23 protein-coding genes are annotated in these 26,141 nt (G+C 64.1%); 1 reads left to right on the top strand and 22 read right to left on the bottom strand.

The window, feature by feature from the left end; genetic code table 11:
• Positions 1 to 322: 322 nt before the first annotated feature.
• From dnaG to ndk, 18 genes are all read right to left on the bottom strand, one after another.
• Positions 323 to 2,398, bottom strand: a complete 2,076-nt coding sequence (dnaG, locus tag LN047_RS09065; protein ID WP_279214099.1) for a DNA primase — start codon at positions 2,396 to 2,398, stop codon at positions 323 to 325.
• A gap of 19 nt (positions 2,399 to 2,417) precedes the next feature.
• A complete protein-coding gene (gene rpsU, locus LN047_RS09060) occupies positions 2,418 to 2,630 on the bottom strand; it encodes a 30S ribosomal protein S21 (protein WP_006218592.1) in 213 nt (70 codons plus the stop codon).
• Between the two features lie 339 nt (positions 2,631 to 2,969).
• On the bottom strand, positions 2,970 to 3,512 hold the full coding sequence (locus LN047_RS09055; protein WP_056315724.1) for a phosphoribosyltransferase: 543 nt from the start codon (positions 3,510 to 3,512) through the stop codon (positions 2,970 to 2,972).
• Positions 3,513 to 3,593: 81 nt separating this feature from the next.
• On the bottom strand, positions 3,594 to 4,889 hold the full coding sequence (locus tag LN047_RS09050; RefSeq protein WP_056315722.1) for an adenylosuccinate synthase: 1,296 nt from the start codon (positions 4,887 to 4,889) through the stop codon (positions 3,594 to 3,596).
• A 76-nt stretch (positions 4,890 to 4,965) separates the two neighbouring features.
• Positions 4,966 to 6,123 (bottom strand): ATP phosphoribosyltransferase regulatory subunit, encoded by a 1,158-nt coding sequence (locus LN047_RS09045; RefSeq protein WP_373982116.1) that lies wholly within the window; start codon positions 6,121 to 6,123, stop codon positions 4,966 to 4,968.
• A 266-nt stretch (positions 6,124 to 6,389) separates the two neighbouring features.
• Positions 6,390 to 7,292, bottom strand: a complete 903-nt coding sequence (gene hflC, locus LN047_RS09040; protein WP_056315716.1) for a protease modulator HflC — start codon at positions 7,290 to 7,292, stop codon at positions 6,390 to 6,392.
• A gap of 18 nt (positions 7,293 to 7,310) precedes the next feature.
• Positions 7,311 to 8,609: an FtsH protease activity modulator HflK gene (hflK, locus tag LN047_RS09035; protein WP_056315713.1), complete on the bottom strand. Its 1,299-nt coding sequence runs from the start codon at positions 8,607 to 8,609 to the stop codon at positions 7,311 to 7,313.
• Positions 8,575 to 9,681, bottom strand: coding sequence for a GTPase HflX (gene hflX / locus LN047_RS09030; protein WP_062842027.1), 1,107 nt, complete (start codon positions 9,679 to 9,681; stop codon positions 8,575 to 8,577). Before hflX ends, hflK begins: the two co-directional genes overlap by 35 nt.
• A gap of 84 nt (positions 9,682 to 9,765) precedes the next feature.
• On the bottom strand, positions 9,766 to 10,002 hold the full coding sequence (gene hfq, locus LN047_RS09025; RefSeq protein ID WP_006218585.1) for an RNA chaperone Hfq: 237 nt from the start codon (positions 10,000 to 10,002) through the stop codon (positions 9,766 to 9,768).
• A gap of 157 nt (positions 10,003 to 10,159) precedes the next feature.
• Entirely contained in the window at positions 10,160 to 11,233 is a 1,074-nt protein-coding gene (gene hisC / locus LN047_RS09020; protein WP_152383922.1) for a histidinol-phosphate transaminase, read from the bottom strand.
• Positions 11,234 to 11,236: 3 nt separating this feature from the next.
• A complete protein-coding gene (gene der, locus LN047_RS09015) occupies positions 11,237 to 12,589 on the bottom strand; it encodes a ribosome biogenesis GTPase Der (RefSeq protein WP_062842029.1) in 1,353 nt (450 codons plus the stop codon).
• A 25-nt stretch (positions 12,590 to 12,614) separates the two neighbouring features.
• Positions 12,615 to 13,772, bottom strand: coding sequence for an outer membrane protein assembly factor BamB (gene bamB, locus LN047_RS09010; RefSeq protein ID WP_373981542.1), 1,158 nt, complete (start codon positions 13,770 to 13,772; stop codon positions 12,615 to 12,617).
• 5 nt (positions 13,773 to 13,777) lie between these two features.
• A complete protein-coding gene (locus LN047_RS09005) occupies positions 13,778 to 14,416 on the bottom strand; it encodes a tetratricopeptide repeat protein (protein WP_056315703.1) in 639 nt (212 codons plus the stop codon).
• Positions 14,417 to 14,419: 3 nt separating this feature from the next.
• Positions 14,420 to 15,706, bottom strand: a complete 1,287-nt coding sequence (gene hisS / locus LN047_RS09000) for a histidine--tRNA ligase (protein ID WP_142049684.1) — start codon at positions 15,704 to 15,706, stop codon at positions 14,420 to 14,422.
• Between the two features lie 54 nt (positions 15,707 to 15,760).
• On the bottom strand, positions 15,761 to 17,047 hold the full coding sequence (ispG, locus tag LN047_RS08995) for a flavodoxin-dependent (E)-4-hydroxy-3-methylbut-2-enyl-diphosphate synthase (RefSeq protein WP_062842031.1): 1,287 nt from the start codon (positions 17,045 to 17,047) through the stop codon (positions 15,761 to 15,763).
• Positions 17,048 to 17,061: 14 nt separating this feature from the next.
• Positions 17,062 to 17,556 carry a RodZ family helix-turn-helix domain-containing protein gene (locus LN047_RS08990; protein WP_152383921.1) on the bottom strand — a complete coding sequence of 165 codons (495 nt, stop codon included), beginning with the start codon at positions 17,554 to 17,556 and terminating at the stop codon, positions 17,062 to 17,064.
• Positions 17,553 to 18,707, bottom strand: a complete 1,155-nt coding sequence (gene rlmN, locus LN047_RS08985; protein WP_056315692.1) for a 23S rRNA (adenine(2503)-C(2))-methyltransferase RlmN — start codon at positions 18,705 to 18,707, stop codon at positions 17,553 to 17,555. Before rlmN ends, LN047_RS08990 begins: the two co-directional genes overlap by 4 nt.
• Before the next feature lie 43 nt (positions 18,708 to 18,750).
• Positions 18,751 to 19,176, bottom strand: coding sequence for a nucleoside-diphosphate kinase (ndk, locus tag LN047_RS08980; protein ID WP_056315689.1), 426 nt, complete (start codon positions 19,174 to 19,176; stop codon positions 18,751 to 18,753).
• A gap of 421 nt (positions 19,177 to 19,597) precedes the next feature.
• On the opposite strand from ndk, the gene LN047_RS08975 reads away from it, so the two are divergent.
• On the top strand, positions 19,598 to 22,492 hold the full coding sequence (locus LN047_RS08975; RefSeq protein WP_373981541.1) for a valine--tRNA ligase: 2,895 nt from the start codon (positions 19,598 to 19,600) through the stop codon (positions 22,490 to 22,492).
• Positions 22,493 to 22,556: 64 nt separating this feature from the next.
• On the opposite strand, the gene LN047_RS08970 is transcribed toward LN047_RS08975, so the two are convergent.
• From LN047_RS08970 to LN047_RS08955, 4 genes are all read right to left on the bottom strand, one after another.
• Positions 22,557 to 23,846: an NAD(P)/FAD-dependent oxidoreductase gene (locus LN047_RS08970; RefSeq protein ID WP_373981540.1), complete on the bottom strand. Its 1,290-nt coding sequence runs from the start codon at positions 23,844 to 23,846 to the stop codon at positions 22,557 to 22,559.
• A gap of 9 nt (positions 23,847 to 23,855) precedes the next feature.
• Entirely contained in the window at positions 23,856 to 24,587 is a 732-nt protein-coding gene (locus LN047_RS08965; RefSeq protein WP_373981539.1) for an amino acid ABC transporter ATP-binding protein, read from the bottom strand.
• Entirely contained in the window at positions 24,584 to 25,237 is a 654-nt protein-coding gene (locus tag LN047_RS08960) for an amino acid ABC transporter permease (protein ID WP_373981538.1), read from the bottom strand. The genes LN047_RS08965 and LN047_RS08960 overlap by 4 nt, the downstream gene beginning before the upstream one ends.
• A 122-nt stretch (positions 25,238 to 25,359) precedes the next feature.
• Complete coding sequence (locus LN047_RS08955; protein ID WP_056315679.1) at positions 25,360 to 26,115, bottom strand: ABC transporter substrate-binding protein; 756 nt, start codon at positions 26,113 to 26,115, stop codon at positions 25,360 to 25,362.
• Positions 26,116 to 26,141 lie beyond the last annotated feature (26 nt).

The raw sequence follows: 26,141 nt of genomic DNA, 5'->3' as shown, positions 1-26,141 counted from the left end.
CCTTTTTTAGTGGTTAGCGATGCCGCCTGGGCTCAATAACCGGGATGCCCGAGCTTCAGGCCGCTCTCGTCAAATTGGTACATAAATCATTAGATTCCGGCTTCCGGAATAGATTCCAGATGCCGGACTTCGTGTCACGTTCCTGCTCTTGCTGCATCGATCTGGCGAACAATCCGCCACCAATCGACCTTGAATTCCCAGCGATCATGCAACAGTCGGGCACAGCTGGCAATGGCGGCATCCGCGCTTGGCCAAACTGCGCCGGCCCTGCGCTGGCCTCACAGGCCCCCGCATGAGCGGAAAACCTTTGATTTTAGCGTATTTAGCGTATCCCGGCACCTTTCAGCACGGTCATGCGGCGGGAAAGCTCAAGATATCGCTTGCGAGCCTCTTCCGAAGCCAGTCCGGAAGCCGCCAGCTTGGCCATTTCATTTTTCGCCGAATCGAACTCGATCCGCCGCAACGCATCGTCCCATTCCGTCTGCGGGTCGGGCAGGTCTTCCTGCGCCAGGATGTCCGCCCGCAGCCCCTTCAATACGGTTGCAAGGTCCGAGTCCGGCTCCGCAGCCTCCAGCAAGGCGCCGACATGGCGCGCGCCGCTGGATTGCGCCAGCATGATCAGGTCTCGTACCAATCCTAGATGGGGGCCATGGTCGATGACTTCAAGCTGCTGATCGCCCATGGAGTCGACCAGCTCGGGATGCGCGAGCAGCAGGCTCAAGAGCCGCTTGGCCAGCGACGGCATGGTGCGGCGCCCCTCGAAGCCGCCAACATCGTTGTCGCGCCGGCCTTTCCAGTTGCCCTTGCCGCCCTTCCAATCACCCTTGCCCTTCCAGTCGCTCTTGCCTTTCCAATCGCTCTTGCCCTTCCATTCCTGCTTGGCGCCTGGCTGCCAGCCCGCAGATCCGCCACCAGACTCTTCGCCATGCGAGGCGTACTGGCCGTAATCGTCGGACTCGTCGGCCGGAATGTCGTGGAAGTCGTGGTTGCCGTAGTCGTAGCCCATGTCCGGCGGGCCACCGTCGTGGCTCGGCTCGCCGCCCGCGGCCATGCCGGACTCGCCACCGCCAGACGCGGGCCGCGCGGCCGGCGCAAATGGCTTGGCAGGCTGTTGCGCCAGAACCTGCGCCATTTCCTCGGGCGTCAATTGCACCAGCTTGGCCATTTCCCGTTCGATCTGCACGCGCAACGCGCATTCGGGGATCGTTGCCAGCAGCGGCTTGGCCTCGTGCAGACAACTGGCGCGCCCTTCGGCCTCGGTCATGTTGTGACGCGACGCCAATTCGTCCAACAAGAAGCGCGACAGCGCCACGGCGTCGCCCAGACATGCGCGGAACGCTTCGGCGCCCAATTCGCGCACATACGAATCGGGATCGTGCTCCGCCGGCAGGAAGAGGAACCGGATCGCGATGTCATCCCGAAGCACCGGCAGACAGGCCTGCAGCGCGCGCCAGGCGGCGCGCCGGCCGGCCTTGTCGCCATCGAAGCTGAAGATGACCTTGTCGCTGGCGCGCAAGAGCTTCTTGACGTGATCCGGCGTGGTGGCGGTGCCGAGCGTGGCAACTGCGTTGGCAATGCCCTGCTGCGCCAAGCCGACCACGTCCATGTAGCCCTCGACGACGATCACCTGACCTTCCTGACGGATGGCCTGGCGTGCCTCCCACAACCCATAAAGTTCCTGCCCCTTCGAAAACAGGGGAGTTTCAGGAGAATTCAGGTACTTGGGTTCGCCTTTGCCGATGATCCGGCCGCCAAACCCGATTAGGCTTCCCCGCGCATTGCGGATCGGAAACATCACCCGTTCGCGAAAACGATCGTAGCGCCGCCCGTCCTCGGACTCGATGACGAGGCCGGACTCCACCAACGTGGGGTCCTCGTAGTTCGGAAACACCTGGGACAGACCGTGCCGGTCCGTGCCTGACCAGCCCAGGCCGAAATGCGCGGCGATCTCGCCAGTCAGGCCGCGCTGCTTCAAATAGCGGACGGCGGCGGGCGAAGCGCGCAACAGTTTCAGGTAATGGGCTTGGGCAGCGTCCAGCACCTGGGTGTGCCGGGATTCCTCGGCCTTGCGGCGCGCGGACTCCTGCTGCTGGCGGGGACTGCGGTTTTCTTCGGGGACCGTCATTCCCGCCGACGCCGCGAGCGTACGCACGGCGTCGGGGAAACTGGCGCCCGTATGTTCCATCAGGAAGGTGATGGCGCTGCCATGCGCTCCACAACCGAAGCAGTGATAGAACTGCTTGGTGGGGCTGACAGTGAACGAGGGGCTTTTTTCGTTATGAAAGGGGCACAGGCCAAGCAAGTTGGCCCCACCCTTTCGCAACTGCACATATCGCCCGACAACGTCGACGACGTCGACTCGGGCGAGCAAATCCTGGATGAATGATTCTGGAATCAATAGATTCGGGAATCAGAAATCAATACAGGCGCGGGGGCAGTTGTTGGCTACGGATGCGCTTGTAGTGGCGCTTCACGGCGGCGGCATGCTTGCGCTTGCGCTCGGCGGTGGGCTTCTCATAGAACTCGCGCGAGCGCAGTTCGGTGAGCAAACCGGTCTTTTCGATGGTGCGCTTGAAGCGGCGCAGAGCGGCTTCAAACGGTTCGTTTTCCTTCAGTCGAACGATAGGCATAAAGTAATTGGCCTGCTTGTAGGGTAACAAAGTTGATGACAAACCTGGCTTGCTTTTCCAGCAACGCTGCGCGGCCCCAGGTACGCGAAGACGGCCCCTGGCGATAAGACCTGCAAACCGCCAATAGGCAAGTACCGCGAACTGTGAACCTTCAAAGCGCAACCCGGGCATGCGTTCACCCGGGTTTGAGCTGGCTGTTTCCGTTACCCAAAGACTACCCAAAGAGTAACAAGCCAAGTTCGGTTTAGCGATAACCAGCGATTCTAGCATGGTCAAGGACGGTTTGACTACTGCCAGGGACAGTCCGCGCCCTGGGCCCCGCCCTTTTCCTGCCTGCTATCAGCTCTGGGAACCCTTGCGGATCCAGGCTTCCAATTGATGGGGACGCAAGCTGTCGTAGTCTTCAAAAGGCTGGTGAATCCAGGGATTGGTGGGCAGCTTCTCGACGTAATAGTCGGGCGTTGCCAGGGAATGGCCCTTCCACCACAGCACGGCGCTGCGCAATTCGGTGATGTCGGCGAACTGGCTCTTCAGGTGATCGAAGACCTTATTGAAGGTCTTGCCGGTATCGACCATGTCGTCCACCAGCAACACCCGGCCGGACAACGTGCCGCGGGTGATGGTGATGAACTGAGCGATGTCCATATCGCCTTGCTTGGTGCCAGCCGCCTCGCGATAGCTGCTGGTGGCAAGAATGCCCAGCGGCACATCAAAAATACGCGACATGACGTCACCCACGCGCATACCGCCGCGCGCCAGGCAAAGAATCTTGTCAAACTTCCAGCCCGACTGGTGCACCTGCAAAGTAAGGCGCTCGATCAAGCGGTTGTAATCGTCCCACGTTACCCACAGGTGGCTATCGTCACTGGTCGGCGTGCTCATAGGCAAGCATCTCCTGCACAAAAATACGAAAAGGCCGCCGCCGGTATGACCGGCGGCGGCCTTGGGAATAATAACCCGATGTCAGCCCTTCAGGGGATGACGCAAAACAATGGTCTCGTTGCGGTCCGGACCGGTGGACACCAGGTCGATCGGCACGCCGCAGACCTCGGCGACACGCTCCAGATAACGGCGCGCGGCGGCGGGCAGCTTGGCGTATTCGGTGATGCCGACGGTGGATTCGCTCCAGCCGGGCAGCTCTTCGAGCACCGGTTGCGCTTGCGCAACGGCGTGCGCGCCGTAGGGCAGCACGTCGCGGAATTCACCGTTGACGCGGTAGCCGACGCCCAACTGGATGGTTTCCAGACCGTCCAGCACGTCCAGCTTGGTGATGCACAGGCCGGAAATGCCGTTCAGGCGGACCGAGCGCTTCAGCGCGGCGCCGTCGAACCAGCCGCAACGGCGCGGACGGCCCGTGACCGAACCGAACTCCTTGCCGATGGTGGCCAGACGGGTGCCGATCTCGTCGACCAGTTCCGTGGGGAACGGGCCCGAGCCAACGCGCGTGGTGTACGCCTTGGTGATGCCCAGCACGTAATCCAGTTGCTGGGGGCCGACGCCGGCGCCTGCCGAGGCCGCGCCCGCAACGCAGTTGCTGCTGGTGACGAAGGGATAAGTGCCGTGATCGACGTCCAGCAGCGCGCCTTGCGCGCCTTCGAACAGGAGGCGCTTGCCTTCCTGCTGCATGGCGTACAGGTTGCTGGAGACGTCCTTGACCATCGGGGCGATGGCCGGCGCCAAGGCCATGGCCTGATCGCGCACTTCGTTGGCCGAGACCGCTTCGGCGCCCAGGTACTGGGTCAGCACGAAGTTGTGGTAATCCAGCACTTCGGCGAGCTTTTCGTCAAAGAGCGCCGGATTGAAGAGGTCTTGCACGCGCAGGGCGCGGCGGGCGACCTTGTCTTCGTAGGCCGGGCCGATGCCACGGCCCGTCGTGCCGATCTTGCCCTCGCCCTTGCGCGCTTCGCGCGCCTTGTCGATGGCGACGTGGTACGGCAGGATCAGCGGGCAGATCTCGGAGATCTGCAGGCGCGAACGCACGTCCAGGCCGGCGGCCTCGAGCTCTTCGATTTCCTTGAGCAGGGCTTCCGGGGACAGCACGACGCCATTGCCGATGAAGCAGGTGACACCGGGGTGCATGATGCCCGACGGGATCAGGCGAAGAATCGTCTTCTTGCCGTTGATCCACAGCGTATGGCCGGCATTGTGACCGCCTTGAAAGCGGACCACGCCCTGGACGGATTCCGCCAGCCAGTCGACGATCTTGCCCTTGCCCTCGTCACCCCATTGGGTGCCGATTACGACTACGTTCTTGCTCATGATACGAATCAATTTCGAGTTTCTCGGGAAATCCGGAAATCTCCCCGCGGCCCCCTCGTTTCCGAGAGGGAGTTAGTCACAGCGTTTTGACCGTCCAGACGCCATCCTGCAGCGCCAGCTCGCGATCGCAAACGAATTCGTCCTGATCCTGCTCGTGACCGGGCAATACCTGAACGACGATTTCCCCTGACCGGCGCAAGCGGCGAACCGCCTCGGTCAGAGCGGGGGCCTGCCCCCAGGGCGCGCGAACCGCTCGCGCCCTTTCCGCCGGCGGCAGACCCGCCGCCAGCTTGCGTAAATCAAGACTGAAGCCCGTTGCCGGACGCGACCGGCCAAACGCGTGGCTGACGTCATCGTAACGGCCACCGCTGACCAACGCGTCGTGCCAGCCTTCAGCGTACAGCGCAAACTTGACGCCCGAGTGGTAAGCGTAACCACCGACGTCGGCCAGATCGACACTGAAAGACACGTTGGGCATGGCGTCGACCACTGCCTGAAGAGCATCGAGCGCCTCGGCGATACCCGGCAGCGCCGGCAGGTCACGGCGGGCGATCTTCAGCACGTCCTGACCACCGTACAGCGTGGGCAGCAATTGCAGCGCCTTCAGCGTTTCCGGACGGATACCAGGCGCGCGCGCCGACAGCTCGCCCAGTCCGGGCACATCCTTGTCGCGCATCAGCCGGATCGCATCCTGCGCCAGCTCGGCAGCCGCCGGATCCGACTTCAGGATCGCGCGCAGCACACCGGGGTGATTCAGATCCAGGCGCGGATTGCGAACGCCGGCGATGGCAACGGTTTCCAGCACCAGCTGGATGATTTCCAGATCGGCTTCGAATCCGGCATGGCCGTAGATTTCGGCGCCGATCTGCAGCAACTCGCGGCTCGACAGCAAGTCCGAGGGACGGGCATGCAGCACATTGCCGCAATAGCACAGGCGGGTGACGCCCGCGCGGTTGAGCAAGTGCGCGTCAATGCGCGTGACCTGGGGAGTCATGTCCGCGCGCACGCCCAGCGTGCGGCCCGAAAGCTGGTCAATCAGCTTGCAGGTGCGCAGATCCAGATCGCTGCCGGTGCCCGACAGCAATGAATCGATGTACTCGACCAGGGGCGGCGCGACCAGCTCGAACCCGTATGTACGGTAAAGATCGAGAAGTTCGCGGCGCAGTTCCTCGATGCGCCGGGCCTCTGCCGGAAGTACGTCGGCGAGGCTTTCGGGCAGCAGCCAGTTACCCATGAATGTGTTTACCTGAATAACGCCAAGTGATGCGTGGGCGTCGCCCAAACGAAAAGCGGCTGAGGGGCGTAAGCCCGCTCAGCCGCTGCGGAATGTTTTATAGCTTACGCGGTATTGTACATGGTTCAGCGGCAAGCGCCACCCGGGGGACGGGCATGTCCAGTGCCCCGCGGCGTCCCCGATACCCGTAAGGGAGCATCCCGCCAGAAGAAGAAAAGCCCCTCGGGTACCCGAGGGGCTTTTTCGTTCGTGCCGACTGCTGCCGGTTACTTGGCCGGCACGGTGACCGGAGCCAGCGCGGCGCCTGCCGGATCCTTCATGAACTGGAAGAAGCTGGAGCTGGGGTCCACCACCAGCACGTCGCCCGGCTTGGAGAACGAGGCGCGATAGGCTTCCAGGCTCTTGTAGTACGTATAGAAGTCCGGATTCTTGCCATAAGCCTGGGCGTAGATGGCGGCCGCGGCGGCGTCGCCCTCACCCATGATGCCCTGGGCCTTGGCGTACGCCTGGGCCACGATGACCTCGCGCTGGCGGTCGGCCTCGGCGCGGATCTTCTCGCCTTCGGCAGCGCCGATCGAGCGCAGTTCGTTCGCCACGCGAGTACGCTCGGCTTCCATGCGGCGGTACACCGACTCGGAAATTTCCGGCGCGAACTCGATGCGGCGCAGACGCACGTCAACGATCTGCACGCCCAGCGGCTCGGCGCGCTTGGCGACGTTGTCCAGGATTTCCGTCATGATCTTGTCGCGTTCGGTCGAGACCACGTCGCGCACCGTACGCACGTTGACCGATGCGTTCAGGGCGTCGCGGATCTGGGCTTGCAGACGCTCTTGCGCCGCACGCTCGTTGCCGCCGAACGTCACGTAGAACAGACGGGGATCCGCAATGCGCCACTTGACGTACGAGTCGATCAGCAGGTTCTTCTTTTCGGAAGTCTGGATGCGCTCGGCTTCGTTGGTTTCGATGGTCAGAATGCGCTTGTCGAGCGTGACGACATTCTGGAAAGGCGGCGGAACCTTGAAGTACAGGCCAGGTTCACTGATGACGCGGCGGACTTCACCCAGCGAGAACACCAGGGCATAGTCGCGCTCGCGAACCACGAAAACGCTGGAGGAAAGGAGGGCCAGCACGATGAGCAGGCCGACCAGGATGGGCATAAGACGATTCATGTTCAGGACTCCTCCGGATTAGCGCGACATACGGTCGCGGGGCAGCGTGTTGCTATTGCTGCTGCCGGAAGGCTGCGGCACCGGCGCGGCCGAACCGCGCGAAGGCTGCTGGACAGGCGGGTTGGCCACCGGCGAGCCGGAGCTGCCGATATTCGACTTGCCTGCGTCCTGAGCGGCGAGATGCATGATCTTGTCCAAGGGCAGATACAACATGTTGTTGTTGCTCTTGGTGTCGACCATGACCTTGCTGGCGCGGGTGAAGATGTCCTGCATGCTTTCCAGGTACATGCGCTGGCGCATGACTTGGGGAGACTTTTCGTATTCGCCCAGGATGCTGGTAAAGCGCGAGGTATTACCTTGCGCATCGCCCACGACCTTGGCCTTGTAGCCTTCGGCCTGCTCCGTCATGCGCGAAGCCTGACCGCTGGCCAGCGGCACGACCTGGTTGGCGTAGGCCTGGCCTTCGTTGATCTGGCGCTCGCGATCCTGGCCGGCCTTCACGGCGTCGTCGAACGCGGCCTGGACCTGCTCGGGCGGCTGCACGTTCTGGATGGCGACGGTGCTGACCTGCACGCCCGTCTTGTAGCGGTCGAGGATCTGCTGCATCAGCGCCTGGACCTGCGAGGCCACCGTCGTACGGCCTTCGTACAGCACGAAGTCCATCGACTGCTTGCCCACGACTTCGCGCATGGCGGTTTCTGACGCCTGGCGCACGGATTCGTCCGGGTCGCGCGTCTTGAAGAGATAGTCGGGCGCGCCGTCCGCACGCAGGCGGTACTGGACGACGAACTGCATATCGACGATGTTCTCGTCCGTCGTGAGCATCAGCGCTTCGGGCAGGACCTTGTTGCGCGCGCCGCCACGGAAACCGACTTCGAACGTGCGCAGTTGCGACACGTTGACGATTTCATGGCTTTGAATGGGATAAGGCAGGCGCCACTGGAAACCGGCTTGCGACGTGCTCTTGTATTTGCCGAACTGGGTCACGACCGCGACCTGGCCTTCTTGCACGATGTAGAAGCCGCTGGCCAGCCAGATGCCTGCCGCAACCAGGGCAATGACGCCCAGGCCGATGCGTGTGCCCCGCGGCGATGGCGGCGTCATGCCACCACGATTGCCGGGCCGGTTGTTGCCGCCCCCGCCTTTGCGCCCGAACAGGTTCCCGATGCGATTATTGAAATCGCGCCAGACCTCGTCCAGGTCCGGAGGGCCGTCTCCATTGCCTTGGGGCCGCTTGGGCGGCGGCTCGGAGCCATTGTTGTTTCCGCGACCCCAGCCGGGGTCATTCAGATTGAAGAGTTTGATAATTCGCGGCATTGTTTCCCACAATCTGTCCGGTTTCCGCAATTGCCCCGCGCAACGCATCCAAACCGGCGCGCTCGGTGGCGCTTACAAATACTCGCGCAATCGTACCATGTGCATCGCGCTCCACCCGCGGGTCCAGGCCCGCCCGGTCGATCTTGTTGTATACCAGAATGGTTGGAATCGCGGCAGCGCCTATTTCGGCGAGGACCTTGTTGACTTCGAAAATCTGCTCATCCCGCTGCGGGCTGGCCGAGTCCACCACATGCAGCAGCAGATCCGCGTGCACGGTTTCTTCGAGCGTGGCGCGGAAGGCGGCAATCAGGTTATGCGGCAGGTCGCGGATGAAGCCCACGGTGTCCGACACCACGACCGATCCGGCGCCTTCGATCCAGATGCGGCGGGTCGTCGTGTCCAGCGTGGCGAACAACTGGTCGGCCGCGTACGCGTCCGCGCGGGTCAGCGCGTTGAACAGCGTCGACTTGCCGGCGTTGGTGTAACCCACCAGCGACACCGACAACGCACCGCCCCGCGCGCGGGCGCGCCGCTGGGTGATGCGCTGGCGCTCGACCTTGTCGAGCCGTTCGCGCAGCGTCTTGACCTTGGCGCCGATCATGCGGCGGTCCATTTCAAGCTGGGATTCACCTGGCCCGCGCATCCCGATGCCGCCGCGTTGCCGTTCAAGGTGACTCCACATGCGCGTCAGGCGCGTGGCCAGATGCTGAAGCTGGGCCAGTTCGACCTGCAGCTTGCCTTCGTGGCTCTTTGCGCGCAGCGCGAAGATGTCCAGGATGAGGGCAACGCGATCCACCACGCGCAGGTTGAAGGCGCGTTCGAGGTTGCGCTGCTGGGCTGGCGAAAGCGGCTGGTCGAAAAGGATGATGTCGGCAAGCAGCGCCTGCGCCATCGCGACGCCCTCGTCGGCCTTGCCGGAGCCGATGAAGAACTTGGCGTCGGGACGATCGCGGCGGGCCGTCAGGGTGCCGACGATTTCGGCGCCCGCGCCCTTGGCCAGCATGGCAAATTCCTCGGCGTGTGCCGTGAAGTCCGGATCACCGAGATCCACGCTGATGATCAGAGCGCGCATACATGCACCATATTCGAGCCAAAGCGAAAATGCCCGCCGACGAGAACCGTCTGGCGGGCAATAAAAGGTAAAGCTGGAGCGAGATTACTCAGCAGGGACTTCCACTTGAAAGTTGACGGCGCGCGCGGGAACGACGGTGGAAATGGCGTGCTTGTAAACCATTTGGGTGACCGTATTGCGCAGCAGCACCACGTATTGGTCGAAGGATTCGATTTGCCCTTGAAGCTTGATGCCGTTCACGAGGTAGATCGACACGGGCACATGATCCTTGCGCAGCGTGTTGAGGAACGGATCTTGCAGAGTTTGCCCTTTATTGCTCATTGGCCAGGCTCCATTTGTTTGTTATTGAGTAATGACGCGCTTTTTGTACTGGTGGTGCACGCCGAAACACGTACTCTACAGGGTTTTCCCGGCCCGTGCTACTTGGCCGGGAAGCAAAAATGAGACCAGAGTTTTCCAGCTGAAATGCCTCTGAAATTCACGCCTTCAGGATGCTCTGGAGCGCTTGCAGAAGCAGATCGCACTGGGCTTCGGTACCCACCGTGATGCGCAGGAATTGATCGATCCGCGCATGACGGAAATGACGCACGATGATGCTGCGCTCGCGCAGGGCGGCGGCAAGCGTCGCGGCGTCCTTTGACTGATGGCGCGCGAACACGAAGTTCGCCGCTGAAGGAAGCACCTCGAAACCCAGCGCCTGCAACCCTGCGGTCATGCGGGACCGCGTGTCGATCACGGCTTTGCGGGTCTGCTCAAAGTACTCCGTATCTTCCAGCGCCGCTACTGCGCCGGCGGATGCCAAACGATCGATGGGGTAGGAGTTGAAACTGTTCTTTACCCGCTCAAGCCCATCGATCAGCGCGGCGCTGCCCACGGCAAAACCCACCCGCAGGCCCGCAAGCGAACGCGACTTCGAAAGGGTCTGCACCACCAGCAGGTTGTCGTAGCGCGAGACCAGCGGGATCACCGATTCGGCGCCGAAATCCACATACGCCTCGTCCACGACAACGACGGTGTCCGGATTGCCGGCCACGATGCGTTCGACCTCGGCGGCGCTGAGCGCCCGGCCGGTGGGCGCGTTGGGATTCGGGAAGATGATGGCGCCCGCCTGACCGTGGCGCGCGGGCAGGTAGTCTTCGACGTCGATGCAAAAGTCCGCGGTGAGCGGCATCGTTTCGAATTCGATGCCGTACAGGCCGCAGTACACGGGATAGAAGCTGTACGTGATGTCCGGAAAGCGCAGCGGACGGTCATGCTTGAGCAGGGCCAGAAACGCATGCGCCAGGACCTCGTCCGACCCATTGCCCACGAACACCTGCTGCGGTTGCGCGCCGACCGCGGCGGCGATGGCCTCGCGCAGGCGGTCCGAGGAAGGGTCCGGATAGAGCTTGAGCGTATCGTCGCAAGCGGCGCGGATCGCATCGAGCACCTTGGGCGACGGCCCGTAAGGGTGCTCGTTGGTGTTCAGCTTGACCAGATTCTGAAGCTTGGGCTGCTCGCCCGGCACATAGGGACTGAGCGTCCCGACAACGGGACTCCAGAAGCGGCTCATGGATCAGCTTTCCTGCGCGTAAGGGTTGTGCGAGGACTTGAATTCGATACGCAGCGGCGTGCCGGCCAAGTCGAATGCATTGCGGAAACGCGTTTCGAGGTAGCGGCGGTACGAATCGGGAATGGCGTCCAGGGCGTTGCCGTGAATGACGACCAGCGGCGGGTTCTGTCCGCCCTGGTGCGCGTAGCGCATCTTGGGACGGAAGATGCCCTTGCGCGGAGGCGGCTGCTGCTCGACCGCGGCCTGCAGCTCGCGCGTGAGCTTGGGCGTGGACAGTTTGGCAAAGGCCGCGGCATGGGCGGCATTGATGGACTTGAGCAGGGGCTTGATGCCCTGCCCACGCAGCGCCGAGATCGTGTGCACGCGCGCGAATGACAGGAAGCGCAGCTTGCGGTTGAACTCGCGCTCGATGCGTTCCTTTTCTTCGCCGTCCAGGCCGTCCCACTTGTTGACGGCCACGACCACGGCTCGGCCGGTTTCCAGCACGAACCCGGCGATGTGCGCGTCCTGCTCGGAGATTTCGGTTTGCGCGTCGAGCATGAGCAGCACGACGTTGCTGGCCTCGATGGCCTGCAAGGTCTTGATGACGGAGAACTTTTCGACCGCCTCGAACACCTTGCCGCGCTTGCGCAGCCCGGCCGTGTCGATCAGCGTGTAACGGCGCCCATCGCGCTCGAAATCGATTTCGATGGCGTCGCGCGTCGTGCCCGGCATGTCGAACGCGATCACGCGCTCTTCGCCCATGAGCGTATTGATGAGCGTGGACTTGCCTACATTAGGACGGCCCACGATCGCCAGCTTGATGCGGTGATCGTGCTCGCCTTCTTCGACCGGTTCTTCTTCGACGGGCGGCTCGGCCAGATCCTTGAGCGCCAGCTCGATGAGATCCACGATGCCGTCGCCGTGCGCCGCCGAAATGGGATACGGCTGGCCCAGGCCGAGTTCATGGAATTCGGCGATGGCGGGGCCTAGGCCCATGCCTTCGGCCTTGTTCACCGCCAGCAGCACGCGCTGCTGGCCGGACTTGCGCAGCAGTTGCGCGATCTCGTGATCGTGCGCATTGATGCCAGAGCGCGCATCCACCAGGAACACGACGACGTCCGCCTCGGCGATGGCCTGGCGGGTCTGCCGGGCCATTTCCAGCAGGATGCCGTCCTTGGCCACGGGCTCGAAGCCGCCGGTATCGATGGCGATGAACGGAATATCGCCCACCCTGCCCTCGCCGTAATGGCGATCGCGGGTCAGGCCGGAATAATCGGCCACCAGCGCGGCGCGCGATCGCGTCAGGCGGTTGAAAAGGGTCGATTTCCCCACATTGGGGCGGCCGACCAGGGCAACGACAGGCTTGAAAGACACGGTAAAAGGCTTTGTTTTATAAGTTTCAGTTGGCGCCGATCATGACGAGATTGCCATTGCCCGTCTGGACCAGCACACCTTGGGGCGTCGTCTGCGGCGGTGACACGACTGCGCCGCCGCCCACCGACAGGCGCGCCATCAGGCTGCCATCGCTGCGCGACAGGAAGTGCACGTAACCATCCAGATCGCCGACAGCCAGCGCTCCCCCAAGCATAGCCGGAGCCGTGAGCTGGCGGTTCTTCAGAGCGCTCTGTTTCCAGACATTGCCGCCGTTATCGAGCGCAAACGCGTTGACCACGCTGTTCTGGTCGGGAGCATAAGCGAAGCGGTCATCGAGCGTGAGGCCACTGACGCTGGAGAAATCCTTGGTCCAGAGCGGGCGGCCACCAGCGGTGACGTCAAAGCAGACGATGCGTCCCTGATAAGCAACCGCGCACAGCAGGTTGCCCGCGATCCGGGGCGCGCCCACCACGTCGGTCAGACGCTCCAGGTCGCTGGCGCCGCGCGGCGTGGCCACGGTGCCTTCCCATTGCACGTTGCCGCTATTGGAGGCGATGGCCATGATCTTGCCGCCGGGCAGGCCCGTGATGACGAGGCCTTCGGCCAGGACCATTTGCGAGACGCTGCGCAAGGCGAGCGACGGGCCGGGACGCTGCACGCTCCAGACGCGCTCGCCGCTGTTCGCGTCGAAAGCCTGGATGCGGTAGTCGCCGCTGCGCACGACAACGATGCCGTAGCCGACGACCGGCGGAATCGTGACGTCGCTGGTGGCGCGGACCTTCCACTTCACCTTGCCGGTGTCGTCAAAGGCGATGACGTCGCCGTTGGGCGAAGCGACCGCAGTGGTGGTGCCGTCGCTGCCGGCGCCCGCCGACAGCTTGCCTTCGGCCTTGGCCTTCCAGATGACGCGGCCGCTTTGCAGGTCGAACTTGCCGACGGAGCCGTCGGGCGTGGCGGCATAGATGGCATCGCCCAGAACGGTGGGCGCGAAGCCCAGGCCCGAGCCGCTGCCAATGGACGTGGACCAGACCTGGCGCACGGACATGCCGGCCTTGTATTCGGTCAGGGGCGCCGGATCGTAGCGGCCGTCGTCATGGGAGAACAAGCCGCATCCGCCCAGGGCAAGCAGGCTTGCCAAGAGGACGGCGCCGCGCCACGTACGGCCAGGTGCAAATTTACGCATTACAGTCACGCTCCGCTCAAGGCATCCAGTTTCAGTTGCACAACCTGGGTCAAGGGATTGGCCGCACCCAGGCCATCGATGGCGCTCTGCCAGGCCGCGCGCGCTTCCTCGCGCTTGCCTTGCGCAGCCAGCACGTCGCCGCGGCGGTCAGCGAACAAGGCGGCAAAGGCGGCCGGCGGATTGTTCAGCTGCGCCAGCGCGGCGTCGTACTGCTTCTGGTCCAGCATCATGCCGGCCAGGCGCAGGCGCGCCACGGCTTGCATGGAGGGGTTCTTGTTCTGACCAGCCAGCCATTCGAGTTGTTCGCGGGCGCCGGCGTCATCCTTCTGCGCCTGCAGGGCCTGCGCGGCCACCAGGGCGCCACGCGCGGCGTAGCCGGTGTTGGGATACTTTTCGCGCAGCGTCGAGGCTGCGGTCTTGATGCGCACCGAGGAATCGGCGCCACCCAGGCGGGCCGCGTCTTCCAGCGCTTCGAAGTAGCCCATCGCCTGGTTGGCCTGGTGCGATTCGTACGCCTTCCAGCCCCACCAGCCGCCCCAGGCCAGGAGCACTGCCGTCGCCAGCGTCAGCAGAAGCGTGCCATAGCGGGCCCACCACGCCTTGATCGCGTCGAGTTTTTCCTGTTCTTCAAGATCGTATGCCATGCGTTAACCCTTGTTGTTCAATGCGTCGGCCAGCTTCGCCAGCGGAACCTGTTGCTGCGCCGAGTCGCCCTGCCCTTCTGCGCGCAGGAACTTGACGCTGGCGGTCTGCGACGCCACTTCGTCGGCGCCAAGGATAACCGCAACGCGGGCGCCGCTGGCGTCCGCGCGCTTGAATTGGGACTTGAAGCCAGCAGATCCGGCATGCACGATGACCGACAGGCCCGCGTCACGCAGGTCTTCGCCGACCCGCGCGGCCAGGCGCTGCGCGTCCTCGCCCTGGTGCACGACATACACGTCGCACTCGGCCGGCGCGGCGATTTCGACGCTTTGCTCCCACAGATCGAGCAGGCGCTCCATGCCGATGGCAAAGCCCACGGCTGGCGCCGGCTTGCCGCCCAGCAGTTCGACCAGGCCGTCGTAGCGGCCGCCGCCGCAGACCGTGCCCTGGGAACCCAGGCGGTCCGTGACCCATTCGAAGACGGTCAGGTTGTAGTAGTCCAGGCCGCGGACCAGACGGGGATTCAAGCGGTATTCGATGCCGGCGTCGGTCAGGCGCTGGCACACGCCGTCAAAGTGCGCGCGGGACTCTTCGCCCAGGAAGTCGAACAGGCGCGGCGCGCTGTCAGCCATTTCCTGCATGGCGGGGTTCTTCGTGTCCAGCACGCGCAGCGGATTGCTGTACATGCGGCGCTGGCCGTCTTCGTCGAGGATGTCGCGGTGCTTTTCCAGATGCTGGATCAGGGCGGCGCGGTGCGCGGCGCGCTCGGCCGGCTGGCCCAGCGAATTCAGTTCAAGGCGCACGTCCTTCAGGCCCAGCAGCTTCCAGAGGCGGCCCAGCATGACGATGAGTTCCGCGTCCACGTCGGGACCGGCAAAGCCCAGCGCTTCGACGTCGATCTGGTGGAACTGGCGGTAGCGGCCGCGCTGCGGGCGCTCGTGACGGAAGACGGGACCGATGGAGTAGACGCGTTGCGGGCGATCGTAGAGCAGGTTGTGCTCGATCGAGGCACGCACGATCCCGGCGGTCATCTCGGGGCGCATCGTGAGCGATTCGCCGTTGAGCGCGTCGGTGAACGTGTACATCTCTTTTTCGACGATGTCGGTGACTTCGCCGATGCCGCGTGCAAACAGGCGCGTATGCTCAAGCACGGGCGTACGCACATTGCGGTAGCCATAGCCGCGCAGCCAGCCGCGCACGATTTCCTCGAATTGCTCCCAGCGGGCGCTTGCCCCCGGCAACAGGTCATTCATGCCGCGGATGGCGGCGACTTTCTGGAAAGCTTGAGTCATCTTGATCATGCCGTCGGCGCGCCCGAGAAGCGCACCAATGGCTACACCCTTACTTTAGTGAGAGGCGAGCGCGCCATACCGGCGCGCAACGTATTCTTCAACGATGGCCTGGAACTCTTCGGCGATATGGTCGCCCTTGAGCGTCACCGTGCGCTCGCCGTCGACGAACACCGGCGCGGCCGGCACTTCGCCGGTACCCGGCAGGCTGATGCCGATGTCGGCATGACGGCTTTCGCCCGGCCCATTGACCACACAGCCCATCACCGCGACGTTCATCGATTCGACGCCGGGATACTGCGTGCGCCACACCGGCATCTGCCGGCGCAGGAACGACTGGATGCTGTCGGCAAGTTCCTGGAAGAACGTGCTGCTGGTGCGGCCGCAACCGGGGCAGGCGACGACCATGGGCGTGAATGCGCGCAGGCCCATGGTCTGCAGGATTTCCTGCGCGACGATGGCCTCGCGGCTGCGCTCTCCGCCCGGTTCGGGGGTGAGCGAAATGCGGATGGTGTCGCCGATGCCCTGCTGCAGCAGCACGGCAAGCGCCGCGGTCGAGGCCACGATGCCCTTGCTGCCCATGCCGGCTTCGGTCAGGCCCAGATGCAGCGGATAGTCGCAGCGGGCGGACAGATCGCGGTAGACGGCGATGAGATCCTGCACGTGGCTGACCTTGCACGACAGGATGATGGCGTCGCGCCGCAGGCCGAGTTCCTCGGCGCGCTGGGCATTGCTGATGGCCGACACGACCAGCGCGTCGCGCATGACGGCCTGCGCTTCCCAGGGCTGGGCGCGGCGGCTGTTTTCGTCCATCTTGCGCGCCATGAGCTCGTGGTCGAGGCTGCCCCAGTTGACACCGATGCGCACGGGCTTGTCATAGCGGCAGGCAACTTCGATCATTTGCGCGAAGTTGTCGTCGCGGCGCTTGCCGCCCCCCATGTTGCCGGGGTTGATGCGGTACTTGGACAGCGCCTGGGCGCATTCCGGGAACTGCGTCAGCAGCTTGTGGCCGTTGTAGTGGAAGTCTCCCACTAGCGGCACGTTCACGCCCATGCGGTCGAGCTGCTCGCGGATGGCGACGACCTCGCGGGCGGCCTCGGGCGTGTTCACGGTGATGCGCACGAGCTCGGAGCCGGCCTGCGCCAGCTCCTTGACCTGGATCGCGGTGGCGATGGCGTCCGCGGTGTCGGTGTTGGTCATGGACTGAACCACGACCGGGGCGTCTCCGCCCACCGTCACGACACGATCGCCCCACTTCACCGCGACGGAACGCGTGGCGCGGCGCGCTGCGGCTCCCACCGAGGGAGGCGGCGCGTCCTGGCAAGGCAGAGAAGAATCTTGCATCGGTTGGAACCGGGTTACTTGGTTGGCTTCGGCAGCCAGTCGGCGGGCAGCCACTGCTGCGGCAGCCAACCTTGCCAGAAGGCATACGCCACGCCAGCGGCAAGCACCAGCACGATGGCGATCAGCCAGCCCCACGACGACGTGGACGAGCGGTCGTCGTCGGCGCTGGATTGGGGAATGGAATGCGCGGAATGCAGCGAGCTGGGGCTGAGCTTGGCCGGGCCGGTGGCGCGGGCCGAGGGATCGAGCGAGTCGACGATGGCCTGGGCATCGGCGCCAAGCAGCCGCGCATAGTTGCGCACGAGGCCGCGCAAGGAAACGCCGGTGGGCAGGTTGTCCCACTGCTCGTTTTCAAGGGCTTCGATCTGCTTGGTGGAAAATTTGATGCGGCTGGAGACTTCGTCGAGCGACCAGCCCTTGGCCAGGCGCAAACCGCGCAAGGCGGCGCCCACGCTGCCCACCGCGCCGGCGGACGAGTCGGAAACTGCAGAAGCGAAATCCTGCGTCATGCGTGCACCTGTTTAATTGGTATGGTCTGGCGCTGGGCGGCATTGCGCTCGGTGATCCGAGTGCGATCCCGCACCTCTCCGGCCAGTTGGCCGCAAGCCGCATCGATGTCGTCGCCCCGGGTCTTGCGGACCGTGGTGATGATGCCGGCGTCCATCAGACGCTGGGCAAACACCTTCACCCGCGCCGAGGCCGATCGCTTCAGGCCGGAGGCGGGGAATGGGTTGAACGGGATGAGATTCAGCTTGCAGCGCACCTGGCGTGCAATGTGGATCAATTCCTTGGCGTGCTGGTCGGTGTCGTTGATGCCGTCCAGCATGCAGTATTCGAACGTGATGAAGTCGCGGGGCGCAAACGCCAGGTAGCGTTCGCAGGCGGCCAGCAGCTCCTTCAGCGGGTACTTCTTGTTCAGCGGCACGAGCTCGTCGCGCAGCGCGTCGTTGGGCGCGTGCAGCGACACGGCCAGCGCCACGGGACAGTCTTGCGACAGGCGGTCCATCATGGGCACGACGCCGGAGGTGGACACCGTGACGCGGCGGCGCGACAGGCCGTACGCGTTGTCGTCGAGCATCAGGCGCAGCGCGGGCAGGACCTGGTCGTAATTGAGCAGGGGTTCGCCCATGCCCATCATGACGACGTTGCTGATGACGCGGGTGTCTTCGGTGGCGCGGGCGCTTTCAAGGCGGGCCGTGCCGATGTCGGCCTCTAGCACGCGCTTGGCCCACCACAGCTGGCCGATGATTTCGCTGGTCTTCAGGTTGCGGTTGAAGCCCTGGTGCCCTGTCGAGCAGAAACGGCAGTTCACCACGCAGCCAGCCTGGCTGGAGATGCACAGCGTGCCACGGTCGTCTTCGGGGATGAAGACGGTTTCGATGGCGTTGCCCTGCCCCACATCGAACAGCCACTTGCGAGTGCCGTCGGTCGAGCGTTGCTCGATGTTGACGGGCAATGCCTCGATGCGGCAATGCGTGGCAAGCTGGCTGCGGAAATCGCGGGCCAGGTCGGTCATGGCGTCGAACGAATCGGCGCCGCGCTGGTGCATCCAGCGCTGCAGCTGGCGGGCGCGAAACGGCTTGCCGCCCCACTGCCCGACCAGTTCGGACAGGGCGGAGCCGTCCAGCCCCAGCAGATTGATTCGTTCGACGGATTCCATAACCAGGTAAAACTAAAGCGCTTTCAACAACTTAAGCCAAAAATTAACGGCTGTGGATGTTGATTTCGGGGAAGAAGAAAGCCACTTCGACAGCGGCCGTTTCCGGCGCGTCGGAGCCGTGGACGGCGTTGGCGTCGATGCTGTCGGCGAAGTCGGCGCGGATGGTGCCGGCTTCAGCCTTCTTGGGGTCCGTGGCGCCCATCAGGTCGCGGTTCTTCTGGATGGCGTCTTCGCCTTCCAGGACTTGCACGAACACGGGGCCCGAGACCATGAAGTCGACCAGGTCCTTGAAGAAGGGACGGGCGGCGTGCACAGCGTAGAAACGCTCGGCGTCGGCGCGCGACAGTTGGGTCAGGCGGGCGGCGATGACCTTCAGGCCGGCTTGCTCGAAACGGGCGACGATCTGGCCGATCACGTTCTTGGCGACGGCGTCGGGCTTGATGATCGAGAGGGTGCGTTGAATGGACATAAAGGACTCCGAAAACTGATTTCTGACGGGTTTCTAGTTAATTGCCTGGAGGGGCTCTGTGCTTGCCGATGCCGCGCTGGGGTGCCACCCTTGGGTGCCACATCAAGCGCCATCGCGCCGTTGGCACGCAGGAGATCCGAAACGAATGGGTGTCTCGGGCCACCCTGAACCACCGACCAAGACAGGATTCGACACTGCCGACCTGTCGGACGCATCCTGGAATGCCAGCGGGATTCCGGCTGCGCGCCAATCCAATGATTCAGCACGCATTTCCGAAGGAATCCTCAATGAATTCAGGGACTTCTAAAAGGTTTACAGTAACCCGGTATTCTAACACGCCGAGAAGACCGCATTACATCTTAAAATGAGCGGTTTGCTGCCCGCTTCCTACCCGGGCGCCCCTGTCTGCCGGAACTTAGTAATGACTCAAGCTGCTCCCCCGAACGCCGCGCCCATCGCCGGCGAAACCCCGGAACTCTCCAAGAGCTTCGAACCCTCCGAACTGGAATCCCGCTGGTATGCCGAGTGGGACAAGCGCGGCTACTTCGCCGCGGGCCAGCACGTGAAAACGGGGACGGAAAGTCAGCCCTACGTCATCCAGTTCCCGCCGCCCAACGTGACCGGCACCCTGCACATGGGCCACGCGTTCAACCAGACCATCATGGACGGCCTGGTGCGCTACCACCGCATGTCGGGCGACGACACCGTGTTCATTCCTGGCACCGACCACGCCGGCATCGCCACGCAGATCGTCGTTGAAAGACAGCTCGACGCGCAAAAGGTTTCGCGCCACGACCTTGGCCGCGAAAAGTTCGTCGAGAAGGTGTGGGAATGGAAGGAGAAGTCCGGCAGCGCCATCACCGGGCAGGTGCGCCGCCTGGGCGCCTCGGCCGACTGGCCGCGCGAATACTTCACCATGGACGACCGCATGTCGCGCGGCGTGGTGGAAACATTTGTCCGGCTGCATAAACAGGGACTGATCTATCGCGGCAAGCGCCTGGTCAACTGGGATCCCAAGCTGCTCACGGCCGTGTCCGACCTGGAAGTGCAGTCCGAAGAGACCGATGGCCACATGTGGCACATCCTCTACCCGTTCGTCGACGGTCCGCAGACCATCGTCGACAAGGACGGCCAGACCGTCACCCTGCGCGGCATGACCATCGCCACGACGCGCCCGGAAACCATGCTGGCCGACGGCGCGCTGTGCGTGCATCCCGACGATCCCCGCTACAAGCATCTGGTGGGCAAGCAAGTCGAGCTGCCGCTTTGCGACCGCAACATTCCCATCATTGCCGACGATTTCGTCGACCCTGAATTCGGCACGGGCTGCGTGAAGATCACGGGCGCCCATGACTTCAACGACTACGCCTGCGCGATGCGCCACGATCTGCCGCTGATCGTGATCTTCACGCTGGACGCGCACATCAACGAAAACGGTCCCAAGCAGTTCCAGGGCATGGAACGCTACGAGGCCCGCAAGGCGGTCGTTGCGCAGCTGGAAGCCGAGGGCTATCTGGTCAAGGTCGAGCCGCACAAGATGATGCAGCCCAAGGGCGACCGCACCGGCGTCGTGCTTGAGCCGATGCTGACCGACCAGTGGTTCGTCGCCATGAGCAAGCCCGCGCCGGAAGGCACGCTGAACCCGGGCAAGAGCATCACCGAGGTCGCGCTGGAAGTCGTGGCCGACGGGCGCATCCAGTTCTATCCGGACAACTGGACCACCATCTACAACCAGTGGCTCAACAACATCCAGGATTGGTGCATTTCGCGCCAGCTGTGGTGGGGTCACCAGATTCCGGCCTGGTACTCGGAAGACGGCCAGGTGTTCGTGGCGCACGACGAAGCGGGCGCAATCGAGCAGGCGCGCGCCGCTGGCGTCACGGGCCCGCTCACGCGCGATCCCGACGTCCTGGACACGTGGTTCTCATCGGGCCTCGTGCCCTTCACGACGCTGGGCTGGCCGGAAAACACGCCGGACCTGCAGCGCTACCTGCCCTCCAGCGTCCTGGTCACGGGCTTTGACATCATCTTCTTCTGGGTGGCGCGCATGGTCATGCTGACCACGCACCTGACCGGCCAGATCCCGTTCAAGCACGTTTACGTGCACGGCCTCATCCGCGACGCCGACGGCCAGAAGATGAGCAAGTCCAAGGGCAACACGCTGGACCCGGTGGACCTGATCGACGGCATCGACCTGGACGGCCTGGTGGCCAAGCGCACCTACGGCCTGATGAATCCGAAACAGGCAGGCGCGATCGAAAAGGCCACGCGCCGCCAGTACCCCGACGGCATCCCTGCTTATGGCACCGATGCGCTGCGCTTCACGATGGCGGCCTACGCCACCCTGGGCCGCAACATCAACTTCGACCTGAAGCGTTGCGAGGGTTACCGCAATTTCTGCAACAAGCTCTGGAACGCCACACGTTTCGTGCTGTTGAACACCGAAGGCCATGACCTGTCGGTGCCGGACGAAGGCGAACTGTCCTTTGTCGACCGCTGGATCGTCAGCCAGATGCAGACGCTGGAAGCCGACGTCGCGCGCGGGTTTGCCGACTACCGTTTCGACAACATCGCCAACGCAATCTACCGCTACGTCTGGGACGAATACTGCGACTGGTACCTGGAACTGGCCAAGGTGCAGATCCAGACCGGCACGCCGGCCCAGCAGCTTGGCACCCGCCGCACGCTGATCCGCGTTCTGGAATGCGTGTTGCGCCTGGCGCATCCGATCATTCCGTTCATCACGGAAGAGCTGTGGCAGAAGGTGTCGGTCGTGGCCGGCAAGCGCAAGGAAGGCGTGGCCGACAGCGTCAGCGTGCAGCCCTACCCCAAGGCCAATCCGGCCGCGGTGGATGCCGCCGCCGAAGCCGATGTGGCCGAACTGAAGGCGCAAGTCGAGGCCGTGCGCGCCCTGCGCGGCGAGATGAGCCTGTCGCCCGCCCAGAAGGTGCCGCTGTGCGCGCAGGGCGATGCGCCCATGCTGACCCGCAACGCGCCCTACCTGGCTGCGCTGGCCAAGCTGAGCCAGGTTGACGTGCTGGACGTGCTGCCCGATGCGGGCGCGCCGGTGCAGGTCGTCGGCGCCAGCCGCCTGATGCTGCACGTCGAGATCGACGTCGCCGCCGAGCGCGTGCGTCTGGACAAGGAAATCGCCCGCCTCTCCGGCGAGATCGCCAAGGCCCAGGGCAAGCTCTCCAACGCCAGCTTCGTCGAGCGCGCGCCCGCCGCCGTCGTGGAACAGGAAAAGGCTCGCATGGCGCAGTTCGGCGAAACCCTGCAGAAGGTGCAGGAGCAGCGCGCCAAGCTCGGCAACTGATCCTCGCGCCGCCCCAGAAACCCCGGACATTGTTCCGGGGTTTTTGTTTGGGGACAGCCGGGATTCAGACCCCGCCGTCCGTCATCCGGTACCAGCTGACCACCGCGTTGACGTACAGGCGGCGCAGCGGATAAAGCGGAAACGGCTTGATGGCCGACAGCGGCACGGGCAGCGCATTGGCATCGCCCGTGACCACGTACTGCGCCATTGCGGCCCCCATGCAGGTCTGCAAGCCGACGCCGCGGCCCTGGCAGCCGATATCCACCAGCAGCCCGGGCTGCGGTTCATGCAGATGCGGCAGATAGTCGCGCGTGACGGCCACCCTGCCGCACCATAGGAACTCGAACGGCGTGCCGGCCACCTGCGGGAACATCTTGACCATCACGCGCTCCAGATGCGCCCAATCCGCCTCGCCCTTGGGCTCGCGAAACGGGCCCCGGCCGCCCATCAAGAGGCGGCCCTGGTGATCCAGACGAAAGTACAGCAGCAGGTTGCGCGTGTCGGACGTGACGTGTCCCTCGGGAAATATCCCGGCACGGATGCGGTCGGGCAGCGGCACGGTCGCCACCTGAAACGTGTTGGCGTCGATGATGGACGGCTTGAGGCCGGGCCACAGGCCGCCGCCATAGGCATTGGTGCACATCACCACGCGATCGGCGCTGACCGATGGCCCGCGCGCCGTGGACACCGTCCACTTGCCGCCGTCGCGCGCCAAGCCCGTGACGGGCGTGTCGGTGTGCAGGGTCGCGCCCGCGTTCAGCGCGGCGCGCGCCAGGCCGCGCGCGTAGCTCAGCGGCTGCACCGCGCCCGCCCGCCGGTCCACCCATCCGCCCAGATACTTGTCCGTGCCGATAAGCCGGGCGACCTGCGCCCGATCCAGCGGTTGCGCGTCCACGCCCAGCCGCGCCCATTGCGCCGCGCGGCCTTGCGCGATGCGCAGCGCGTCGGGCGTGTGCGCGCCCTGGATCCACCCCTTGCGCACGCGCGGCACGTCCATCGCGTGGCGCTCGATCAGGTCGAAGACCGCGTCCGCCGTCCCGCCGGCGAACCGTGTCAACCGCTCGCCGCGCTCGGGGCCGAACATCGCAACCAGATCGTCAGGGTCGTATTTCAAGCCCGGAATGACCTGCCCGCCATTGCGGCCCGAGCCGCCAAAGCCGATCTCTCGCGCCTCCAAAAGCACGACCTTGACGCCACGCTCGGCCAGATGCAACGCAGTGGACAGGCCGGCGTAGCCGCCGCCGATCACGACGACGTCGGCCTGCGTGGACGCGTCAAGCGGGCCGGTGGGTGGCGGCGGCGCTGCGGTGGCCGCCCATAGTGACGGGGAAAGCGGAAACGGCGCTGGCTGCATGGGGTGTCCTTAAATGGGGTGCAACAGACGCCGCAGGAAGTCCTGCGTGCGCGGATGCTGCGGATGATTCAGCACTTCCCGGGCGGCGCCCTGCTCCACCATGACGCCGCCGTCAAAGAACATGACGCGGTCGGCGACCTCGCGCGCAAAGCTCATTTCGTGCGTCACGACGACCATCGTCATGCCCGCCTCGGCCAGCTTGCGCATGACGCCCAGCACGTCGCCGACCAGTTCGGGATCAAGCGCCGAGGTGGGCTCGTCAAACAGGATCGCCTTCGGTCTCATTGCCAGCGCGCGCGCAATCGCCACGCGTTGCTGCTGGCCGCCCGACAGCTGGTTGGGATGCGCGTTTTCCTTGTCCGCCAGGCCGACGCTGGCCAGCAGCTCGCGGCCGCGTTCCACCGCCTGAGCGCGCGGCTCTTTCTTGACGAAGATCGGGCCCTCGATGACGTTTTCCAGCGCCGTGCGGTGCGGAAACAGGTTGAAGCGCTGGAACACCATCGCGACCTGCGTGCGGATCGACACGATGGAAGGCGAATCGCAATCGACCAGCTCACCGTCCACGGTGATGCGGCCGGCGTTGTAGCGTTCCAGTCCGTTGATGCAGCGCAGGATGGTCGACTTGCCCGAGCCGGATGGCCCCACGACACACACGACCTCGCCCTGCTCGACCTCGGCGTCGATGCCCTTGAGGACTTCAAGCGGCCCAAAGCTTTTCCTCACGCCTTGCAGGCTGATCATTTGGTTGCGCTCCGTTTTTCCAGGTGCCGCACCAGCAGGATGAGCGGCACGCACATCACCAGGTACATCGACGCGACCAGCGTGAACACCGTGGCATTCTTGAACGTCGACACCGCGATGAGCTTTCCTTGCAGCGCCAGTTCGGCAACGGTGATGGTGGATGCCTGCGACGAGTCCTTGAGCATCATGATCATGATGTTGCCGTAAGGCGGCAGGACGATCTTCACGGCCTGCGGCAGCACGACGCGGCGCATCGTCAGCCCCCAGCCCATGCCCATGGCCATGGCCGCCTCGATCTGGCCGCGGTCGATCGCCTGGATGCCGGCTCGGAAGTTCTCGGCCTGATAGGCCGAATACGCGACGCCCAGGCCGATGATCGCCGCGTGCACCGCGCTCAGCGACACGCCCATGTCCGGCATCACGAAGTAGATATAGAAGAGCAGCACAATGATGGGAATGCCGCGCAGCAGATTGACCAGGCCGGCGCTAAAGCCCGACAGGTATTTGTTGCCCGAGACCCGCATCAATGCCCAGACCAGCCCCAGCACCGTCGACAGCGCCAGCGAGCCCAGCGTGACCAGGATCGTGAGCTTGGCGCCCTCCAGCAGTATCGGCATGAACTCTGCCGCGTCCTTCATGAATTGCATCATGCGTCCACCACCCCCCAGAAGACTGCCCGCGCCGCGCTCCGGATGCGCGGCGTCCGCCGGCGGGTTTGATCGCGCCGGCGGGATTTTTAACGAATGCTTGCGCTACGAAAGCCCGGCCGGCCTCACGCGCCGCCCAGGCCCCACTTCTTCAGAATGGCGTCGATGGCGCCGTCGGCCTTCAGCTTGGCCAGCGCCTTGTTGATGCGATCAAGCAGCTCGGTATCTTCCTTGCGCGTGGCCAGCCCCAGGCTGCCCATGATCGTGGGCTGATAGGACTGCGCCATCTTCAGATTGGGGTAGTTGCCTTGCGACAGCACATACGCGGCAATGGGGTAGTCCATGAACCCGCCCTGGATCCGGCCGGCGTTTGCGTCGCGCATCATGTCGGGCGGATTGTCGTAGAGCTTCACCTCCTTGAAGACGCCGCTCTTCTGGATGGGTTCGACGAAGGCCGTGCCCACCTGCACACCGACCGTCATGCCCTTCATGTCGGCGAACGACTTGTACTCCTTGTTGTCGCTCTTGAGCACCATCAGGCCCTCGCCATAGCGATAGACGGGCTCCGAAAAGCTCACCACCTGCTGGCGCTGAGGCGTGATGAACATTGCCGCCGACACGATATCGATGCGCTTGGATGTCAGCGAGCCGATCAGCGCGGAAAACGCCATCGGCTCGATCTGCACCGAGAATCCGGCCTCCTTGCCGACCGCCTTCACAATGTCGACCATCACGCCCTCGATGCTGTTCGTCTTGGTATCGAGGAACGTGAACGGGCTGCCGGTGGGCGTGGATCCCACCTTCAATACCGTCTGGGCTTGGGCGCCCGCCGCCATGGACAATGCTGCGAATACAGAGACAACCAGGGTCTTGAATTTCATGACATATCCTCATCGTGGCAAAGAAG

The sequence above is a fragment of the Achromobacter sp. JD417 genome, assembly GCF_041879325.1.
Taxonomy (GTDB): domain Bacteria; phylum Pseudomonadota; class Gammaproteobacteria; order Burkholderiales; family Burkholderiaceae_B; genus Achromobacter; species Achromobacter mucicolens.
The sequence above is the reverse complement of the archived record's forward strand: the minus strand, read 5'-3'. Positions and strand labels throughout refer to the sequence as shown.

Excerpts from the sequence above, each read along its gene's own strand:
- hfq (WP_006218585.1), bottom strand. The coding sequence starts at position 10,002 with ATGAGCAATAAAGGGCAAACTCTGCAAGATCCGTTCCTCAACACGCTG.
- hflK (WP_056315713.1), bottom strand. The coding sequence starts at position 8,609 with ATGCCGCGAATTATCAAACTCTTCAATCTGAATGACCCCGGCTGGGGT.
- rpsU (WP_006218592.1), bottom strand. The coding sequence starts at position 2,630 with ATGCCTATCGTTCGACTGAAGGAAAACGAACCGTTTGAAGCCGCTCTG.
- ispG (WP_062842031.1), bottom strand. The coding sequence starts at position 17,047 with ATGCAAGATTCTTCTCTGCCTTGCCAGGACGCGCCGCCTCCCTCGGTG.
- LN047_RS09005 (WP_056315703.1), bottom strand. The coding sequence starts at position 14,416 with ATGGCATACGATCTTGAAGAACAGGAAAAACTCGACGCGATCAAGGCG.
- hflX (WP_062842027.1), bottom strand. The coding sequence starts at position 9,681 with ATGCGCGCTCTGATCATCAGCGTGGATCTCGGTGATCCGGACTTCACG.
- bamB (WP_373981542.1), bottom strand. The coding sequence starts at position 13,772 with ATGCGTAAATTTGCACCTGGCCGTACGTGGCGCGGCGCCGTCCTCTTG.
- LN047_RS08975 (WP_373981541.1), top strand. The coding sequence starts at position 19,598 with ATGACTCAAGCTGCTCCCCCGAACGCCGCGCCCATCGCCGGCGAAACC.
- hisC (WP_152383922.1), bottom strand. The coding sequence starts at position 11,233 with ATGAGCCGCTTCTGGAGTCCCGTTGTCGGGACGCTCAGTCCCTATGTG.
- LN047_RS08955 (WP_056315679.1), bottom strand. The coding sequence starts at position 26,115 with ATGAAATTCAAGACCCTGGTTGTCTCTGTATTCGCAGCATTGTCCATG.
- LN047_RS08990 (WP_152383921.1), bottom strand. The coding sequence starts at position 17,556 with ATGACGCAGGATTTCGCTTCTGCAGTTTCCGACTCGTCCGCCGGCGCG.
- hisS (WP_142049684.1), bottom strand. The coding sequence starts at position 15,706 with ATGACTCAAGCTTTCCAGAAAGTCGCCGCCATCCGCGGCATGAATGAC.
- LN047_RS09045 (WP_373982116.1), bottom strand. The coding sequence starts at position 6,123 with ATGGGTAACTGGCTGCTGCCCGAAAGCCTCGCCGACGTACTTCCGGCA.
- rlmN (WP_056315692.1), bottom strand. The coding sequence starts at position 18,707 with ATGGAATCCGTCGAACGAATCAATCTGCTGGGGCTGGACGGCTCCGCC.
- LN047_RS09050 (WP_056315722.1), bottom strand. The coding sequence starts at position 4,889 with ATGAGCAAGAACGTAGTCGTAATCGGCACCCAATGGGGTGACGAGGGC.
- ndk (WP_056315689.1), bottom strand. The coding sequence starts at position 19,176 with ATGTCCATTCAACGCACCCTCTCGATCATCAAGCCCGACGCCGTCGCC.
- hflC (WP_056315716.1), bottom strand. The coding sequence starts at position 7,292 with ATGAATCGTCTTATGCCCATCCTGGTCGGCCTGCTCATCGTGCTGGCC.
- LN047_RS09055 (WP_056315724.1), bottom strand. The coding sequence starts at position 3,512 with ATGAGCACGCCGACCAGTGACGATAGCCACCTGTGGGTAACGTGGGAC.
- LN047_RS08960 (WP_373981538.1), bottom strand. The coding sequence starts at position 25,237 with ATGATGCAATTCATGAAGGACGCGGCAGAGTTCATGCCGATACTGCTG.
- LN047_RS08965 (WP_373981539.1), bottom strand. The coding sequence starts at position 24,587 with ATGATCAGCCTGCAAGGCGTGAGGAAAAGCTTTGGGCCGCTTGAAGTC.
- LN047_RS08970 (WP_373981540.1), bottom strand. The coding sequence starts at position 23,846 with ATGCAGCCAGCGCCGTTTCCGCTTTCCCCGTCACTATGGGCGGCCACC.